Below are 16,367 nucleotides of genomic sequence, written 5' to 3'. Positions count from 1 at the left end.
GGCCGACAGGCGATCAGGTGTTCGTCACCAGCGCTTGCTCAGTTGGAGCGACACCACGCGGCCGAGCGGATCGGCGTTGGCGGCGTCGTATCCGACGTTCTGGGGCGCCGGCGCGTCGTAGAAGGGCGGCGCGACATCGAAGAGGTTCTGGACACTGGCGATGAGCGTGAGGCCGCGCAGGGGTCCCTGGAGCGCGGGCGCCTGCCAGCGGACCTGTAGATCCGTGGTGGTCCATGACTCCACAGTCTTGCCGACCGCGTCACGATAGGCGTCGACATAGTTGACGCCGAGCGTTGCGCCAAAATCGCCCCTGGCCCAGGACGCGGTCGCGCGCGCCCGCAGATCGACTGGGTTCCCCGCCGTGTCGAGAATGTCGTCGACCTTGGACGCCGGGGTCAGCTGGCGATCATAGCGAAAGAGCCGCGAGAGGTTGGCGTTCAGATCGAAACGATCCTCGCCGCGCCAGAAGCCATAGGCTGCGGTGATGTCCAGGCCGGTGACCTGCGCCTTGGCCGTGTTGACGCTGCGTGCATCCACGATCGCGCCATAGGCGTTGGCCGGATAGAGGCCCGGCGAGGTGAAGGTGGGGTCCGTAATCAGCGCGGTCACCCGCGCCAGGTCCGCGGGCTTGGAAGGGTCGATCAAGGCGACGAACGGGGCCAGGGCGGGATCGGTCAGGGCGCCAACGAGGTTGCGAAAGACCGGCTGTCCGATCTGGTTGTCGAACACGATGTCGAACCAGGTGGCGCTGAGCGAAAAGCCGGGGAGTTGCGGCGGCGAGATGTCGATGCCGGCGGTCCACGAGTCCGCCGTCTCCGGCTCAAGATCGGGATTGCCGCCGTAGCGCAACAGGGTCAGGACGCTGGTCGATCCCGACGGCAGGAATGCGGCCCCCATGGAGCCGGCGTCGTAAACCTCCGAAAGCGCCGGGGCCCTGAAGGAACGGCCGTAGGTCGAGCGCAGCCGCAAGCCCGTCGCCGGCGACCAGATCACGCCGACCTTGGGATTTGCGGTCGTCCCGACGTCGTCATAACGCTCCACTCGGCCTGCCAGCGAAAACTCCAACCGGTTCGGACCGGCCCCATCACCACCTGGTCCGATGAGCGGCGCGCGCAGTTCAAGGAAGGCCGCCGCCACCTCGCGTTGATAGGTCGGCTGGCGGCGAGCCACGGGCGTGGCCGTGGACCGGTAGCTGACGATTTCCTGGTTGAAGGTTTCGCGTCGGACCTGGGCGCCGATCGCGAGCTTCAGGTCGCCGGCCGGCAGCCTGAGCACACGGCCATCCATGGCGGCGTTGACCGAGGCGACGCGATTTCGAATCTCCCCGGCGGAGAAGCCGCTGCCGATGGCGTCGAGAACCGCCCGGGGATTCGCTCCGCCATAGGGATTGAAATAGCCATTCTGGGCAGCGTTGAACGCGGTCTGCGGATTGTCTGGAATGGACCCCAGCGCTTCGCGCAGGATCAGGCTGTTGACCGACCTGTCGAAGCGCAACGGATTGGTCTCTTGGCCGAAGGCGCCATAGACCTCCGCCCGCCAGGTCTTGCCCATGTCGATCGTGAGGCCCACGGACGCCCCGACACTCTCTGACGACCCGCTCGCCCGCGACGAGCCGAGCTCGTCATAGAGGGCGTAGGCGATCAAGTTCGAGGCCGCGCCGTTCGGCGACACGAAGTATGGATTGGCGCTGGTGACGGTCAGTGTCGCGACAGGCGGCGCGGTGTTGTAGGCGAAGGTGCGGCGGCTGTAGCGCAGATCGGCGGACAGCTCGACGCGGGAGCCCAGCGACTGGACCAGATTGGCGTAGGCGCTGTTGCGCTCCTGGCGCGGCAGCAGGTCCATGCCCTGGTTGGGATTGTCCAGATTGATCTGACCGGCGAGGAAATCGCCGGGCGTCAGGCCCAGGCCGTCCTGGTCCGCCGGAATGGCCCAGGCCGGTCGATAAGACGCCGTTGCCGGGTCGAATGCCAGGACGTTGCCGGGGCGGCTATAGTAGCTCCGGTGGTCGGTCCCGCCGAAGCGGCGCAGGTCCGCCGTCGCCGTGTAGTCCCGCTTGGCATAGGGAAGCGCGTCGCGACGGTAGTACTCATAGGACAGCAGAGCATGACCGCCGCCCCAGGTGCGACCGAAGGTCTGGGCGAGCTGAAGCTCCTGGGCGCCGCCGGCCGCACCGCCCACACGGGCCCGGAACTCAGCGCCCTCGAACCGCTTACGCAGGATGATGTTGACGACGCCTCCGACCGCGTCAGAGCCATAGAGGGCCGAGGCCCCATCGAGCAGAACCTCGACCCGTTCCACGGCCGCGGTGGGGATGGCCGACACGTCGGCGAAATCGCCGCGAAGCCCCGTTCCCGCCATGCGCCGACCGTTGACCAGGACCAGGGTGGCGTCGCTGCCGAGCCCCCGCAGATTGAGACCCGTCGCCACGGCGCTGTTGGTTCCCAGGGCGTCGGCCCCGACCAACGTGCTGTTGGGTGTCCCCGCTCCGCCGAAATTCTGCGGCAGGGCGTTCAGCGCGTCAGCGACCGTCGCGTAACCGGAGCGGTCGATGTCATCGCGGTCGATGATCGAGATCGGCGACGCTCCGGCCTTAGCGCCACGGATATGGCTTCCCGTGATCACGACTTCATCGACGAGGGTGGCGGCGACCGCAGGTGACGCCTGCTGAGCGGAGAGCGATGGGAGAGCGGACATCTCAGGTCCGCCGCTCGTCCCCGTCTGGTCGCCCTGACTGGAGGGTTCCACAGCGCCGCGCCGCCGCAGCACGAGAACATCCGGCTGGCTGCGTCGCACCACGATATCGGTGCCGACCAAGAGGCGGTCCAGGGCCTCGTCGGCCGACAGGCGCTCAGTCAGACCGGCGCTGCGCCGCCCGGCGACAAGATCGGCCGTGTAGATGAGTTGGCGCCCGGTCTGGCGAGCATAGGCCATGAGCGCCGCATCGAGCGTGCCCGCCTCGATGTTGAAGGCGATGGTCGCCGGCGCCGGCGCGGCCATCGCGGCGGCCGGGCTGGCGGCGAGCGCCAGGGCCAAACTGGGCAAGGCGAGATCGCGACAGAGGCGTCGGCGCAAGCTCGGTGAGGTCAAGGTCAGATCCCCCTCTGGCGCCGGTCCGGGGCCTGCCTTGGGGCTGGCGTTCCGATCACCGGACGGCGCGTCTGTGGGATAGACGTGGGGACCAGGGGGTAACCCTGGCCGGGCCCGAACTTTTTATCCCGGCCCGGTGGGTGAGCTCTGCGGCCTCAGCCGGATGACCCCGTCCGCCCGGACAGGGCGCAGGCCATGCAGATCGCTGACCGCGGCGACGAACGCCTCGGTGTCGCCGGAGTCGAAGACGCCGGTCACCGGAATGGTCCCGACATCGGGCGCGTCGAGCACGACCTGCTGATCGCTATAACGATTGATCTCGGCGATCGCCGTGGTCAGGGGCACCGCGCGGAAGGTGATACGCCCCGCCGTCCAGCTGGTGACGGCGGCCAGATCCACCGGCTTACGCACGACCGCCTGGCTGCCGGTGGTCAACTGCTCTCCGGGCTTCAGGGTCCAGCGGCGCGCCTGGCCGGCCTCTTGGGACGGCGCGGTCGCCCGCACCTCGACCACGCCCTCGACCAGGATCACGCGAACCTGGTTGTCATCGCGGCGGACATCGAAACGGGTCCCGAGGGCGCGGACATCGGCCTGGCCGGCATCGACGACGAACGGGCGTTTGGCGTCGGCGGCGACATCGAAGAACGCCTGCCCGCGGTCAAGCTTGATGCGGCGAACACCGCGGCTGAAATGGACGCTGACCCGCGTCTGGGTGTCGAGCCGAACCCGCGAGCCATCCTCCAGGCGGACGAGACGCTGTTCTCCGACCTTGGTCTCATAGACCGATCGCGCCTCGAGGACCTGCAGACCGGCGAACAGGGCGATCAAAGCAAAAGCCACGGCGCCCAGGCTCGTCGCGGGCCGGCTTTTCAGACCCTCGAAGAACTTGGTCCAGCGCCTGGCCTTCCGCGTTCGCGCGAACGCGCCCGCCACCGCCTCATCGAGGTCGCGGTCCCCCTGCAGGGCGCCGGTCTTGCGCCAGATCGCCTCGATAGCGGCGTAGGCCTCGCGGTTGCCGGGCGTCTGACGCCAGATCCGAAACTCCTCGAGCGCGATGGCGGAAATGGAGCGCGTGTTGAGGCGGGCGAACCAGGCGGCGGCCTCATCCTTCGCACGATCGGCGGGGGTTGATGATAGGCTCATGGCGTTTCTTCCGTCGCCTAATCCTGCACGTGCGCCGCGCAATGGGCCAGCGCCCTGGACATCCGCCATTCGACCGTCTTGATCGACAGCCCGCTGTGGGCGGCGATTTCTTCATAGGTCAATCCGGCGATACGGCTCAAGACAAACACATCCCTGTAGGTCTGCGGCATGGATAGGACGATCTGCTTGAAGAAAAGCGATTCCACCTGGTCGGCGCTGACAAGATCGACAACCTCGGCGACCTCCTCGTCGGCGAACTCCACTTGCCCGCCTCGAACGTTGCTGCGCCGCATCTGGTCGCGCGCCAGGTTGGAGGCGACGCGCATCAGCAGCGCCTGCGGTTGCCGGATCTCGCCTGCGGCCTGATAGGGCGCGATGCGGACATAGGTCTCCTGCACCAGGTCGTCGGCGCTGTCGCCGATGCTGGCGCCGAACCGCCGCCGCAGCATGCCGGTCAACCAACCGGCGTAGCGGCGGTAGAGAACGTCCAGGCCTGCGCTCCCATCCGCAGTCGGCGGGGTCTCGGGTCGTCGCTGCGCTCGCCTCATGCCGCACACTCCCTCTGGCGTCAGAGCGGGGCGGCGTCGGTTCAGCCGATCTGATGGAAACCTGTGAGGGACGTCATGCGCAGGCCCTCGACCATGCGGCCGCACGCCGACGACCCGCACGCGCAGGTCGGCGGGCGCGACGGCGCACGCTCGAAAGCCATGTCAAAAGGCTCTGGTCATCGCACAGGGGTTTCCACGCCCCTACCGACGCTCTCGCGCCGGCAGGGAATCCTGAATCAAATATCATCGTCATGCAAGCGGGCCCGCCGACAGGTCCGCGAATGGGGGCGAGCGTGGAAACCTCCGCGATAGAAGAGGCCGCGATCTTCGGAACCCACCGCTGCCGTATGACCCCCGGCTCAAGATGGATCCCTATGTCACAGCGCCCGCCCAATCGAGCCTAAGGTTCCGCCTCGGCTCCCACAAGGCTGGCGGGTATGCGCGTGCCCCGCGCTCACATGTGCGCCGATCGCCGGAAGACCGACGTCTCAGCACGGGAAAAGCCGAGGCGCTCAAAGAGGTGATGCGCGACACCCCGCGTCGGGTTGGAGGTTAGGCTGATCGGAACGTCGCCGTACAAGGCCGCTTTGGCCAGCGCCGCTTCCATCAGACGGCGACCCAATCCCGTCCTCCGGTGCGACGGGCTCACGATCACGCTCTCGATCCACAACCGCACCCCCTGTGGAAGGCGCATCACGACCAGGCAAACCAAGCCGACCACCCTGCCATTATCAGTGCCCACAAACAGGTGGTTCGTCTCAGCAACTAGACGCAGGTCATCTTCAGAGATGGTCCGAGGTGCGCTGGCCAGTACGGTCATGAGCTCCGAAACATGGCTCGCGACCTCGACCGTGACCTCCACGGGCGACAGTTCCGAAATCATCAGCATAGCTGCACCTCCCCCAACGCAGCTTTGCTGATCCGGTCTCGGTTTCCTACCTTTCGCTGACTTCAGCTCGCATTCGGGATCGGCGGTTCCAGAACCCGCTACGATCTATCGGGCGACGTCTGATCGAGCTGCTGAAGAAACGTGTTGATGGAGGGGGCGAGAACCTCAGCGAAATCGGCGGCCGATCGCATGCCATGCGACATCTGCACGGGCGCCAGCTGTCCTTGGGGCAGGATCGCGACCGCGTCCTTGGCGAGGGACGTTGGATGCCGGCTGTCGATGCCCGGAATGATCAGCGTCGGAGCGGTGATCGCGCCCAGCTCCTCCAAGCTGGTGAAGGACCGATCGTGGGTGATGGCCGCCGCGGCGGCGATGCTGCCCGGGTCCGACCTCGGGATCGCGTCCCGCACCATGGCCCCGATGACGAACGGGAGCTCCTTCAGGAACGGCGACCAGGCCGCCTCAATGCCGTCGTTCCGAACCTGGGCGGCGAACGCCTCCATGGCGCGGATCTCGCCGACCCGTTCCTCGTCGCTCTCGATCGCTTCCAGGCTCATGACGATCACCCCGCGCACCCGCTGCGGGTAGCGCGCCGCGACCCACAGCGCGGTGGTGCCGCCAAGGCCGGCCCCGCCGATAACGGCGCTCGATATCCCAAGATGGTCGAGCAGCGCGATCACGTCCGCCGCGTACTGACCCCAGGTATGACGTGAAGGATCGCGGCAGACCGATCGGCCATAGCCCCTGATGTCGGGGAGGATGGCGGCCCAGGTCGGCGGAAGGCGGTCGGCCAACGGGACCATCATCTGATGATCGGGCCCGCCGCCGTGCAGCAGCACGATCGCCGGCCGCTCGCCTCCGGTTGCCGAACACGGCGAGGTGGAAGCGATCGTGGCGTGGAGGTCGTGACCGTCCGCCCCCTGGAACACGATCTGCGCGGGATGCGCGGATGCGTCGGCCCTATCGCTCGGATGGTCCATGGAACAGCAATGCCTCGATGTCTGATCCGCCAGGGACATACGCCGCCCGGGTCCATCGAGGAACCCTCGGGGCGCCAAAGCTAACGCTGCACGGGCCCGAACGTCTCCCAAACATGCCTCTCGCTCCAGTCGCGGCGAACCCCGAAAGGTCGGAGCGCCGAAGCTACTGAGAACAAAACAGGAACACTTGAGTCAACCGATCCTCGGTTGAACCCGGCTCCGCCCGACCGGCGATCGACATCGCGTCGTCGTGGGCCCTGGCTTGCTTGCGGCAGCTCCCGGCCCGCGTCACAACGTCCAAGCGGGCCTGGCCCGTCGGGTCGGGGAGCCGCGGGCATGTCCAGGCGCCTAGGCGCTAAAACCCTCGGGGATCGTTCGCACGGTCTTTCCACCCCCCGACTTGGGCCAGGTCACGAGGCTTCGGGCATTTCGTCGGCCAGGGTCACGATCAACGCCATCATCTGGTTTCGCAGCCGAGGCGACAGCCGTGTGAAGAGCGTGGCCAATTCCACCCCTTCGGAGGTGTTCAGGAAGGCTCCGATCATGGCGGCCTGAGGACCATCGACCAAGGCGACGCGGTCCTGCGTATCGGGCAGCCCCTCGAAGAAAGCCAGGATCGGGACGTCCAGGAACAGAGCGGCGCCATAGAGCATCGAGGCGCTGATGCGATTGGAGCCGCGCTCGTACTTCTGGACCTGCTGGAAAGTGAGACCCAGGGCCTCGGCGAGTTCGGTCTGAGTGGCCCGCCGCAGGTTCCGCCGCAGCCTGATGCGGGCGCCCACATGGACGTCGACGGGGTGGGGCTTGGGCGACGACATCAAGGGCGCTCCGTTGGGCTATCCCTTGGAAGACGCACGGGAGGCGGCGCGCCCCTGGAAACAGGGGTCGGAATCCGCAATGCCGAGGCCAATGCGGAACCGAGTGCACTAGCCTGATCGGGTTCGCATGGCGCCTTCGTCGCCGGCTCCCGAGATCAGCAATGAGTGGCAAGCTGGCCGGGTAGGCGTAGGCTGGGCCCTGCCGCTGCCACGGCGCGGATCGCTCAGAGAAGCGGAATGGGAGGCGACGATGCCTGACGCTCCGTGGTCGGTTGCGTGGAGCGGGGAGCAAGCTTTCCGGCTGCAGCCGTCGCAGGACTTTCCGGGCATGTTGGAGCTTGATCAGAAGCCGGCCGCCGGCGTCGGCGAGCCGCTCTTTGCGGCCGTGCATGTCACCCGCCAGCGGCGGGGAATGATCGACCTGCTTTGTCATGTGTGCGGCGAGCCAACGACCCGACACGACCGTTGCATTTTCCCGGTCGCGTCTGGCGCTCTGGTGACCCTGAGCGATGGCTCCCAGAGGTATGGGTGCAACGTGCCGCCCATCCATCGGGCTTGCGCGACGAGAGCCCTCAATGCCTGCCCTCACCTGTCCAAGCTGGGAGAGCGCCCATTGCGGTGCTCGGGGGACGAAGGTCAGCTCATCTATCGCACCGACGTCACCCCCGGCTTGGAGGCGCTGAACCTGACCTTCCCAGCGGGCGCTGAGATCGTTTTCTCCTGCTACCGCCTCTACGGTCCTGAGTTCACCCGTGCGGTGGTGAATGCCCGACAGACTTGGGAACAGCTGGCGCGATCGCGGAGGCGACTATGAAGCGCGGCGTCCGCGAGACGCGGTCTACCGCCCGCCAAACACGGCCATCAGGACGGCGACGGCGAAGCCGCCTACGGCCATGGCGAGGAAGAACGGAGCGTGGCGGATCCCGCTCCGGGATCGGCTAGCTCGGTCTTGGCGTGTGAAAAGCTGGATCATGTTCAGCGGAAAGTAGGTCGCCATCGGGCCGTTGACCACCGGATGTCGACTGGGAGCGCCCTTTTGACCATGTGACCGATTGCGCGCTGCTACTGCGGAGCATCCGTGAGGGAGGTCAGCGTTCGCCCCGAGACCCGGCTCAAGACGGCGGCGCCGAACGGGATGAACCGCTTATCTCGCCGAAATGCGCCCGTTCGGAGTTGGCGTTCAACTCGGCTGCCAAGCTGCGCCAGGATTGGTATTGGGATGGGCATGAGCGAAGCCCCACAGAAATACGTTCTAGATCTCGACAAGATTGGAGCGCTCGAGCTGCCGCGCGGCTTGCGCGAACTCAACAACGCCATTGCCGATATCGGCGCGCAAATGGCCGCGTATACGCGGGGGCTTCATGAGGCATTTGCTCCCCTCCAGGAGGTCTTCGCCCGGCTTGCGAAGAATGGCGCGCAAGCTCGTGCGGTCGAACAGGCCGGGTGGCTGCCTCATGCCACCACGCCCTTCGATAAGGTTCCACTCGACGCATCGCCCGCGGAGGTCTCCGAGATCCTCATGAACCACTATCGGCAGCATTGGGAGCTCGCCGAGCAGAACTTCATGAGCGGCGTCGAGGCGCGTAGCGTCGACGCAGAAGCCAAGGCCACATTCGCCGAAGCGCTCGCCGCGCACCGCCACGGGCTCTATCGCCTGGTGCCGCGAACGCTCTTTCCGGAGATCGAGCGCGTCGCGCGCGCACGGCTCTACGACGGAGCGCTTGACGGGATCACGAGCCTGCCCAGCTTTAGCGATACCGTTGGAAAGCTCCCGGCTGGAGACGTTCTGGCCTTCGCGTACGGCATGGAACTGTTCAAGAAGATCCGGAAGCACCTCTATCTGAAGATCGGCAAGAACGCCGACGTTCTTGCCCAGTGCGAGACAGACCCCGTGCCGAATCGGCATGCGACGGTTCACGGGCTGATCAGCTACTCCAGCGCTCAGAACAGCCTGAACATGCTGGTCATGGCGGACTTCCTCTTCCACCTGATTGGCGTGCTCGGCGACCGCCTGGAAGCCCAGAACGAGCGCAAGGGCATCGCCTAGGCGAGATCACGGCGCGCCCAGCGGACGCGCGCTCAGCCGACCTGGCTCTCCAGCGCCCTGATCCGCTCTTCGCAGATCTCCCTCACCAGGCCTTGCAGCAGGGTGATCCGTTCGTCGAGCCAGGCCAGCTCCTCGGCGGTGATCTTGTAGCGGGGCGAGTAGCGGGCCTCGACATATGCGCGGCGGAGCAGGTCGTAGCAGCGGCGCTCGATCTTGTTCGAGCCCGGCCAGACGCCGATCAGCCGGCCGTCCAGTTCCTCGGCCAGATCGCGCAGACGGTTCATGCGGTGGGTCTTGGGGCTGTAGAGCGTCAGTACCAGGAGAAGGCAGTGATAAAACTTCTCGGCGGCCTGATGATAGTGGAAGGCCGTTTCATTCAGCCGGCCACGCTCTTGAACGAGATGCGCAGTGTCCAATAGGCCCGCGGCATCCGAGAACCACTTCGCGAAGTACTCTTTCGTCTCGGCCAAGGCGTCCTGGGGCGACAGCGGCTGAGGGCTGACGAAAGGATGGCCCGGCTCGGCATAGAGCTCGATGCCGTCGCTGAGGATGTCGATGAAGAAGTAGCGGCCGAGCTTCAGCTTCTCATTCACGTCGTCGAGGCTGTGGACCACCAGGCTGGGCTGGGTCCGCAGCTTCTCGCCGGAGGCCAGCTCCTTGAGCAGGCGCTTCTCGGTCTTGTCCCAGAACTCGGCGAGGTCGGCGAGGTCCTCGTGGCTGACCACGACCAGCAGGTCGTAGTCGGAGAAGTATCGGCCGACCGGATCTTCGACCCAGTCGCCGCGGGCGTAGCTGCCGAACAGGATGACCTTGAGGATCCGCCCGTTCTTGAAACGCGGCATGGTCCGGCGCGAGATCGCCTCGGCGAACCCCTCGCGCAGGACCTCGATCACGAACTCCAGTTCGTGGCGCTTGCCGGCCGGCAGATGATCCAGACGCGTCTTCATCGGGTCCCGAGGGGCCTCTTGGTGGAGGGGAGCAGGAAAAGCCGGTTCGGCTGCGAGGGAAAGGCCCGCCAGCCAAATTCAGCGGCGCGGATATTGCGCGTATATCCGGACAATAGACTGGTCATCGCGCGCAAGTCCCCGTTGCATGTCGCCGGGCGGTCATATGGGGACCGCCGCCGCGCGGAGGCGAGGTCCTGGCGCAGCCCGCGATCAACGCCGCAACCAACCTCGCCGCGCCGGACCTGGCGGCCGCCGGCGCGCGGCTGAACGCCGCCGCCATCAAGCTGCATCATGTGCGCTACGTGCTGGGCGCCGCCGAGCACGGCAGCTTCCGGCGCGCCGCCGGCGCGCTCAACGTCCAGCAGTCGACCATTTCCCGCCGCGTCCGCGAACTCGAGGACCGCCTGGGCGCGGCGATCTTCGATCGGGGCGCGGCCGGGGTGCGCCTCACCAAGGTGGGCGCGCGGTTCCTGGAAGGGGCCCAGAGCGCGGTGACGCAGCTGGCCCAGGCCGTGGGCGCTGTGACCGCCCTCTCCCGCGCCGAGCAGGATCTCGTCCGCATCGGTCTCGCCGCGCCGCTGACGCCGGGCTATCTGGCCGATCTGCTGCGAACGGCCACCGCCAGGAGCCCCAGGCTCCGGCTCTCGATCCGCGAAGGCCCGTCGTCCGATCTGGTGGGCGCCGTGCAGGCAGGTCGGCTCGACCTGGCCTTCCTGGCCGGACCGCCGGCCGCCGCGGGATGCGAAGGCCTGCCGCTCTGGACCGAGCGCCTCTTCGTCGCCTGCGCCGAAGGCTCGTCCCTGGCGGCAAAGGCGCGGATCGAGCGCCGCGACCTGAACGGACGCGCGCTGCTGACCTGGCCGGGATGCGAGCTGACCGACCGGGTGATCGCCCAGATCGGCCAGCGCGCCGCCCCCCTGACCCTTCTGCCCCAGGCGGCCGGCCGTGAGACCGTGCTGCAGCTGGTCGCCCTGGGCCAAGGGCTGGCCGTCGTGCCGCAGTCGGCCACCGCCCTGAACCCGGGCGGCGTGGCCTATCGGCCGCTGGCGCGGACGGCGGTGGCCTTCGGCGCGATCTGGTCGCGTCAAAGATCCAAGCCCGCCGTCCGCCGGCTGCTCACCCTGGCCAGGGCGGGCTAGACCGCGGACAGCGGCGCCCGTCGCTCGGGGCGCCCGTGCCAGTAGGCGTCCACCAAGGCGCCGATCCCGAGCAGGGCCAGGACCGTCGCATCGCTGTAGAGATGAGCCTGCGTCAGACCCAGCAGGACGCCCCCGGTGAAGGCGCTGGCCTGCGCGGCGACAAGCGCCACGAAGGCCAGCCCGAGAAACAGTCTTCCGATCAACACCATCTTGGACATGGTCAGTCTCCCTGGTTGAACGATGAAGAGGCACGTTGCTCCGTATACTGAGGCGATCGGCGCCTAGAAGCGCCGCATCACCTGGACGCCGTACTGTCGCGGCTCGCCGTAGACCGCGAGCGGCAGCGCGGGGTTGGAGACCCCGGTCGCGTCCGTGCCCACGGTCTTGTAGGTGGCGTACCGCTCGTCGGTCAGGTTCTTGCCGAACACCGCCAGCTCCCACCGGTCGTCGATGGTCGAATAGGTCGCCCGGGCGTTGAACAGCGTGTAGGCCGCGCCCGCGAACTGCGGCAGGTTGTTGGCCTTGAACTCGACCTCGTCGCGCCAGGCGACATCGCCTCGTAGGGTAAGAGCCTGGCCCGCCGGCAGCTCGAACCGATACTGAGCCGCGAAGGTCAGGTTCCACTTGGGCGCATTGGGCAGGGTCTTGCCGGCCAGGCTCACGCCCTGATCGAAGAAGCGATCATACTTGGCGTCGAGATAGGCGGCCGTGGCCGTCAGATCCAAGCCCGCCACCGGCCGCGCCTGCAGTTCCAGCTCGCCGCCCTTCAGCGTCGCCTTGCCCGCGTTGGTGGTGGTCGCCACGCCGTTGATGTACTCGACCACCTGCATGTCGGTGTAGTCGTAGAAGAAGACGCTGAGGTTGGCGCGCAGGCGCCGATCCCAGAACATGGACTTCACCCCGCCCTCATAGGCCCAGATGTATTCGGGCCGGAACGGGCGGCCGTCGCCGAGCTGGAAGCCGCCCGACTTGAAGCCGCGCGTCGCCGAGGCGTAGACCATCATGTCATCGTTCAGGTCGTACTGGACCCCGACCTTGGGGGTCCAGGCCTTCCATGAGGCCTCGACCGCCTCGCCGCCGACATCGACCCCGTCCGAGCGGACCCGGTAGTTGAAGTCCTTCTTCTCGTAGCTGTAGCGCAGGCCGCCGGTCAGCCGCAGCCGATCCATGACCTCATAGGTCGCCTGGCCGTAGAGCGCCGCGGCGTTGGTCACGTTCGCCTCGGGCAGGGCCAGCGTGCGGCCCGGCTCTAGGATTTGCAGCTGATCGCGAGCGGTCTCCCGAAGGTAGAAGGCGCCGACGATCCATTCGAGCCGCTCGGCGTCGTTGTTGCTCACCTGCAGTTCCTGGGTGAACGAGCGTGAGCGCTCCCAGAGCGTGAGGTTGCGCAGGAAGAGGTCGGTGGCGTCGACGTCCAGCACCTGGTCGATGGTGCTGGCGCGGTAGGCGGTGATCGACTTGAAGGTCAACGGCGCGGTGACATAGGTGGCCGTCGCCGAGACGCCGCCGTTCTCGACATTGTTGCGCGGCCGGGTGTCGAGGATCAGCTGGTCCTCGCCGGTCGGGATGGTGGCGCCGGCCGCGGCGAACTGCGGCGGGTAGCTCAGGCGAACGGACGGATAGCCGGTCTCCCGATCCCGGCCGTAGTCGGCGCGCAGCACCAGTTCGAGCGCCTCGGTGACGTCGAACTCGACGGCCCCGCGGGCGGCGAAGCGGTTCTGGTTCTGGTAGGTCTCGCCGGTCTTGGGGTTAGCGTAGATGCCGTCCCGGTCGTTCTTCATCAGGGTCAGTCGGCCCCGAACCCGCTCGCCGAGCGGGCCGGAGACCGTGCCGCTGAAGGTCCGGCGATCATAGTTGCCGAGGGTCGCGCTGAGCACGCCCTCAAGCGCACGGGTCGGCGCCTTGCTGGTGATGTTCAGCGTGCCGCCGGCCGAGTTGCGCCCGAAGAGCACCCCCTGCGGGCCGCGCAGGAGCTCCACGCGCTCGACGTCGAACATGTCCTGGTAGCCGGTGGTGGGCCGCGGAATGTAGACGCCGTCATAGTGGACCGTGGAGCTGGGATCGGTCGCCACCCCGAAGGCCGAGGTGCCGATGCCCCGGATGTTCACGATCGCCATCGAGTCATTGGTGATCGTGACGCCGGGCGTGAAGAGCTGCAGGTCTTCGATGGTGGCCACGCCCATCGCCTGCAGGGTCTCGCCGGTCACCGCGGTGATCGACACCGGGGTGTCTTGCAGATTGGTCTCGCGCTTTTCGGCGGTAACGACCACTTCCTCGAGTGTCGCCGTACTGGATGTGGATTGGGCCAGCGCGTGGGCCGGCAGGACGCTCAGGGCGGTCAGAAGACCAAGAGCCGAGGCGTTCAGAAGCAGCTCGTGAGGTGCTGTCATGGTTTCCCCCTATCTGAGGGAAATACGAACGGGCGAAAGTCCGGCCCCTGAACAATTTTGACGGGCGCATCCAAACCCCTGGTCGCGCAAGGGACAGCCGAGATGGCGTCAGGGCGCCGGCGGGCTGCTCGGCAGGCTGATGCTGCGCGCCTTCATCAGCTCGGCCACGAACTGGGTGACCAGCTGGGCCTTCTGCGCGTCGGGCCGGAACAGCAGGTAGGTGGTGAAGTAGACCTCCGGCTCGAACGGCCGGAACACCAGGCCCCGTTCGGCGAAGCCCAGGGCCGCCATCGGATTGACCAGCCCCACGCCGACCCCTTCCAGCACCAGGGCGCAGACCGTCGCCGAGGCCGGCGTCTCCACCACGATCTCCGGATGAGCGCCGACCTGCTCGAGCGCCTGGGTCAGCCGCGCCCGGGCGCGATCCTCCGGAGCCAGCGCCACGAACGGCAGGCCGTCGAGGTCTTCGGGCCGGATGACCGTCTTGCTGGCCAAGGGGTGGCCTGGCGGCAGCGCGCAGAGCGCCTTGGAGTTGGCGAACACCCGGTGATCGACCCCCGACAGATCGACCTCGTCGGCGGCCAGCCCGATGTCGAACTGCTGGTTGGCGACCAGGTCGCGGACCATCGACGACGAATGGATCTGCAGGGTGATGGCGATCTGCGGATGGCTGTCGCGGAAGGTGCGGATGGCGCGCGGCACCAGGGTGGAGCCAAGGGCGGCCAGGCTGGCGATGCGGATGCTGCCCGAGCCGAAATCCCGGATCCGCGCGGCCGAGGCCCGCAGCGTGTCGAGGCCGATGAAGCTGGTGTTGACGTCCCGGAAGAACAGCCGCCCCTCGGGCGTCGGAACCAGCCGGCCGCGGACCCGGTCGAACAGCAGGAAGCCCAGCGCGTCCTCCAGCTCGCCCACCGCCCGGCTGACCGCCGGCTGGGTGATCTGCAGCAGGTCCGCGGCGCGCGACGCCGAGCCGCTGATCATCACCGCCCGGAAGATTTCCAGCTGCCGAAAGTTCATGCCGCGCCCTCAACCTATAAGGTTCATGCATGGAGGCGTGCTGTTGGGTCAATTGTATTTCTAGGCGCCGATCAACATCCTGGCGCGGTCGCTTCGGTCACGGCCCGGGCGCGGCACGCCCTGTCGGCCGGTTCGCTGAGTGCAAGCGGGGTGGGCGACCGGGTCGCTCGACATCCCGAGGAGCTCCATGAAAGACCTGTCCCGCATCGTCCGCTTTCCCGAGGTTTCGCAAGAGGGCTATGCCAGTCTGGCCGTTCCGACCCACCGGGCCTCGACCATCGTGTTCGACGACGCCGCCGCCTATTCCAACCGCAAGGACCGGGGACCGGACGGCTACAGCTATGGTTTGCACGGCACGCCCACGACGCGGGTGCTCGAAGCCCAGTTGACCGCCCTGCAGCAGGGAGAGCGGACGGTGATCGTGCCCTCCGGCCAGGCCGGGGTGACCATCGTCTTCCTCACCGTGCTGCTGCCCGGCGACAAGGTGCTGATCCCTGACACCTGCTACCCGCCGGTGCGGAGCTTCTGCATCAACTATCTGGCGGCCCGCGGCATCGACCATGTGGTCTATGACCCGATGATCGGGGCGGATGTCGCCGACCTGATCGACGCGCGCACCAAGCTCGTCTGGATCGAGTCCCCTGGCTCCACGACCATGGAATTCCAGGACGTGCCGGCGATCATCGCCGCCGCCCACGCCAAGGGCGTCCTGGTCGGCTGCGACAACACCTGGGCCACCCCGCTGCTGTTCAAGCCGCTGGCGCACGGCGCCGACTTCGTCATGGAGGCGCTCACCAAGTATGTCGGCGGCCATTCCGACCTTCTGCTGGGTTCGATCAGCGTGCGCGACGTGGCGCTGCACCGGGCGCTCAAGGACACCACCCGGATGATCGGCATCGGGGTCTCCCCCGACGAATGCCAGCTGGCCCTGCGCGGCCTGCAGACCATGGGCGTGCGCCTGGCCCATGTCGGCCGGGTGGGAACCGAGTTCGCCAGGAAGATCGTCGGCCTGCCCGGGGTGGACCGAGTGCTGCATCCCGCCCTGCCCGGCTGCCCTGGCCGCGCCTTCTGGGAGCGGGACTTCAGCGGCGCCAGCGGCGTGTTCAGCGTGGTGCTGAAGCCCGGGGTGGAGGCCGCGCTCGAACCGGCCCTCACCGCGATGAAGACCTTCACCATCGGGGCTTCCTGGGGTGGCGTGCGTAGCCTCATTGTGCCGATGGACATCAAACCCGATCGCGTGGCCAAACCCTGGACCGAGGATGGCGTCATCCTGCGCATCAGCATCGGCCTGGAGGACGAGGCCGAGCTGTGGGCCGACCTCGAGGCGCTGTTCGGCGCGCTCGGAACACGCTGATGGACGGG

Annotated in this window: 14 protein-coding genes; 4 read left to right on the top strand and 10 right to left on the bottom strand. The window is 67.3% G+C overall.

The window, feature by feature from the left end:
• Positions 1-24: 24 nt before the first annotated feature.
• The 6 genes from OUA97_RS12875 to OUA97_RS12850 all read right to left on the bottom strand — a co-directional run bounded on the left by OUA97_RS12875 (position 25) and on the right by OUA97_RS12850 (position 7,465).
• The gene (locus OUA97_RS12875) at positions 25-3,042 is read right to left on the bottom strand and encodes a TonB-dependent receptor (protein ID WP_267232300.1); all 3,018 of its coding nucleotides are present in this window, start codon (positions 3,040-3,042) and stop codon (positions 25-27) included.
• Between the two features lie 168 nt (positions 3,043-3,210).
• Positions 3,211-4,230 (bottom strand): FecR family protein, encoded by a 1,020-nt coding sequence (locus tag OUA97_RS12870; RefSeq protein ID WP_267232299.1) that lies wholly within the window; start codon positions 4,228-4,230, stop codon positions 3,211-3,213.
• A 17-nt stretch (positions 4,231-4,247) separates the two neighbouring features.
• Entirely contained in the window at positions 4,248-4,778 is a 531-nt protein-coding gene (locus OUA97_RS12865; RefSeq protein ID WP_267232298.1) for an RNA polymerase sigma factor, read from the bottom strand.
• A 454-nt stretch (positions 4,779-5,232) separates the two neighbouring features.
• Positions 5,233-5,667, bottom strand: coding sequence for a GNAT family N-acetyltransferase (locus OUA97_RS12860; protein ID WP_267232297.1), 435 nt, complete (start codon positions 5,665-5,667; stop codon positions 5,233-5,235).
• Between the two features lie 98 nt (positions 5,668-5,765).
• On the bottom strand, positions 5,766-6,647 hold the full coding sequence (locus OUA97_RS12855; protein ID WP_267232296.1) for an alpha/beta fold hydrolase: 882 nt from the start codon (positions 6,645-6,647) through the stop codon (positions 5,766-5,768).
• A gap of 410 nt (positions 6,648-7,057) precedes the next feature.
• Positions 7,058-7,465: a helix-turn-helix domain-containing protein gene (locus OUA97_RS12850; protein ID WP_267232295.1), complete on the bottom strand. Its 408-nt coding sequence runs from the start codon at positions 7,463-7,465 to the stop codon at positions 7,058-7,060.
• Positions 7,466-7,715: 250 nt separating this feature from the next.
• Here OUA97_RS12850 and OUA97_RS12845 point away from each other — a divergent pair, with 250 nt between their 5' ends.
• Together OUA97_RS12845 and OUA97_RS12840 are read left to right on the top strand one after the other, a co-directional pair.
• Positions 7,716-8,279, top strand: a complete 564-nt coding sequence (locus OUA97_RS12845) for a hypothetical protein (RefSeq protein ID WP_267232294.1) — start codon at positions 7,716-7,718, stop codon at positions 8,277-8,279.
• Positions 8,280-8,690: 411 nt separating this feature from the next.
• Positions 8,691-9,512: a hypothetical protein gene (locus tag OUA97_RS12840; protein WP_267232293.1), complete on the top strand. Its 822-nt coding sequence runs from the start codon at positions 8,691-8,693 to the stop codon at positions 9,510-9,512.
• Between the two features lie 32 nt (positions 9,513-9,544).
• Here the strand turns inward: OUA97_RS12840 and OUA97_RS12835 are convergent, their stop codons facing one another.
• On the bottom strand, positions 9,545-10,459 hold the full coding sequence (locus tag OUA97_RS12835) for a HEPN domain-containing protein (protein ID WP_267232292.1): 915 nt from the start codon (positions 10,457-10,459) through the stop codon (positions 9,545-9,547).
• 293 nt (positions 10,460-10,752) lie between these two features.
• Here OUA97_RS12835 and OUA97_RS12830 point away from each other — a divergent pair, with 293 nt between their 5' ends.
• Positions 10,753-11,598: a LysR family transcriptional regulator gene (locus OUA97_RS12830; protein ID WP_267232291.1), complete on the top strand. Its 846-nt coding sequence runs from the start codon at positions 10,753-10,755 to the stop codon at positions 11,596-11,598.
• On the opposite strand, the gene OUA97_RS12825 is transcribed toward OUA97_RS12830, so the two are convergent.
• From OUA97_RS12825 to OUA97_RS12815, 3 genes are all read right to left on the bottom strand, one after another.
• Positions 11,595-11,816 (bottom strand): hypothetical protein, encoded by a 222-nt coding sequence (locus tag OUA97_RS12825; protein ID WP_267232290.1) that lies wholly within the window; start codon positions 11,814-11,816, stop codon positions 11,595-11,597. The two genes, OUA97_RS12830 and OUA97_RS12825, sit on opposite strands and share 4 nt — an antisense overlap.
• A 63-nt stretch (positions 11,817-11,879) precedes the next feature.
• A complete protein-coding gene (locus tag OUA97_RS12820; protein ID WP_267232289.1) occupies positions 11,880-13,988 on the bottom strand; it encodes a TonB-dependent receptor in 2,109 nt (702 codons plus the stop codon).
• A 108-nt stretch (positions 13,989-14,096) separates the two neighbouring features.
• Positions 14,097-15,005 carry a LysR substrate-binding domain-containing protein gene (locus OUA97_RS12815; protein ID WP_267232288.1) on the bottom strand — a complete coding sequence of 303 codons (909 nt, stop codon included), beginning with the start codon at positions 15,003-15,005 and terminating at the stop codon, positions 14,097-14,099.
• A gap of 187 nt (positions 15,006-15,192) precedes the next feature.
• On the opposite strand from OUA97_RS12815, the gene OUA97_RS12810 reads away from it, so the two are divergent.
• Positions 15,193-16,359: a trans-sulfuration enzyme family protein gene (locus OUA97_RS12810; protein ID WP_267232287.1), complete on the top strand. Its 1,167-nt coding sequence runs from the start codon at positions 15,193-15,195 to the stop codon at positions 16,357-16,359.
• Positions 16,360-16,367: the final 8 nt, after the last annotated feature.

The organism is Phenylobacterium sp. 58.2.17, assembly GCF_026411515.1.
Classification (GTDB): Bacteria; Pseudomonadota; Alphaproteobacteria; order Caulobacterales; family Caulobacteraceae; genus Phenylobacterium.
Note: the sequence above shows the minus strand (reverse complement) of the source record. Positions and strands in the feature narration are given on the sequence as shown.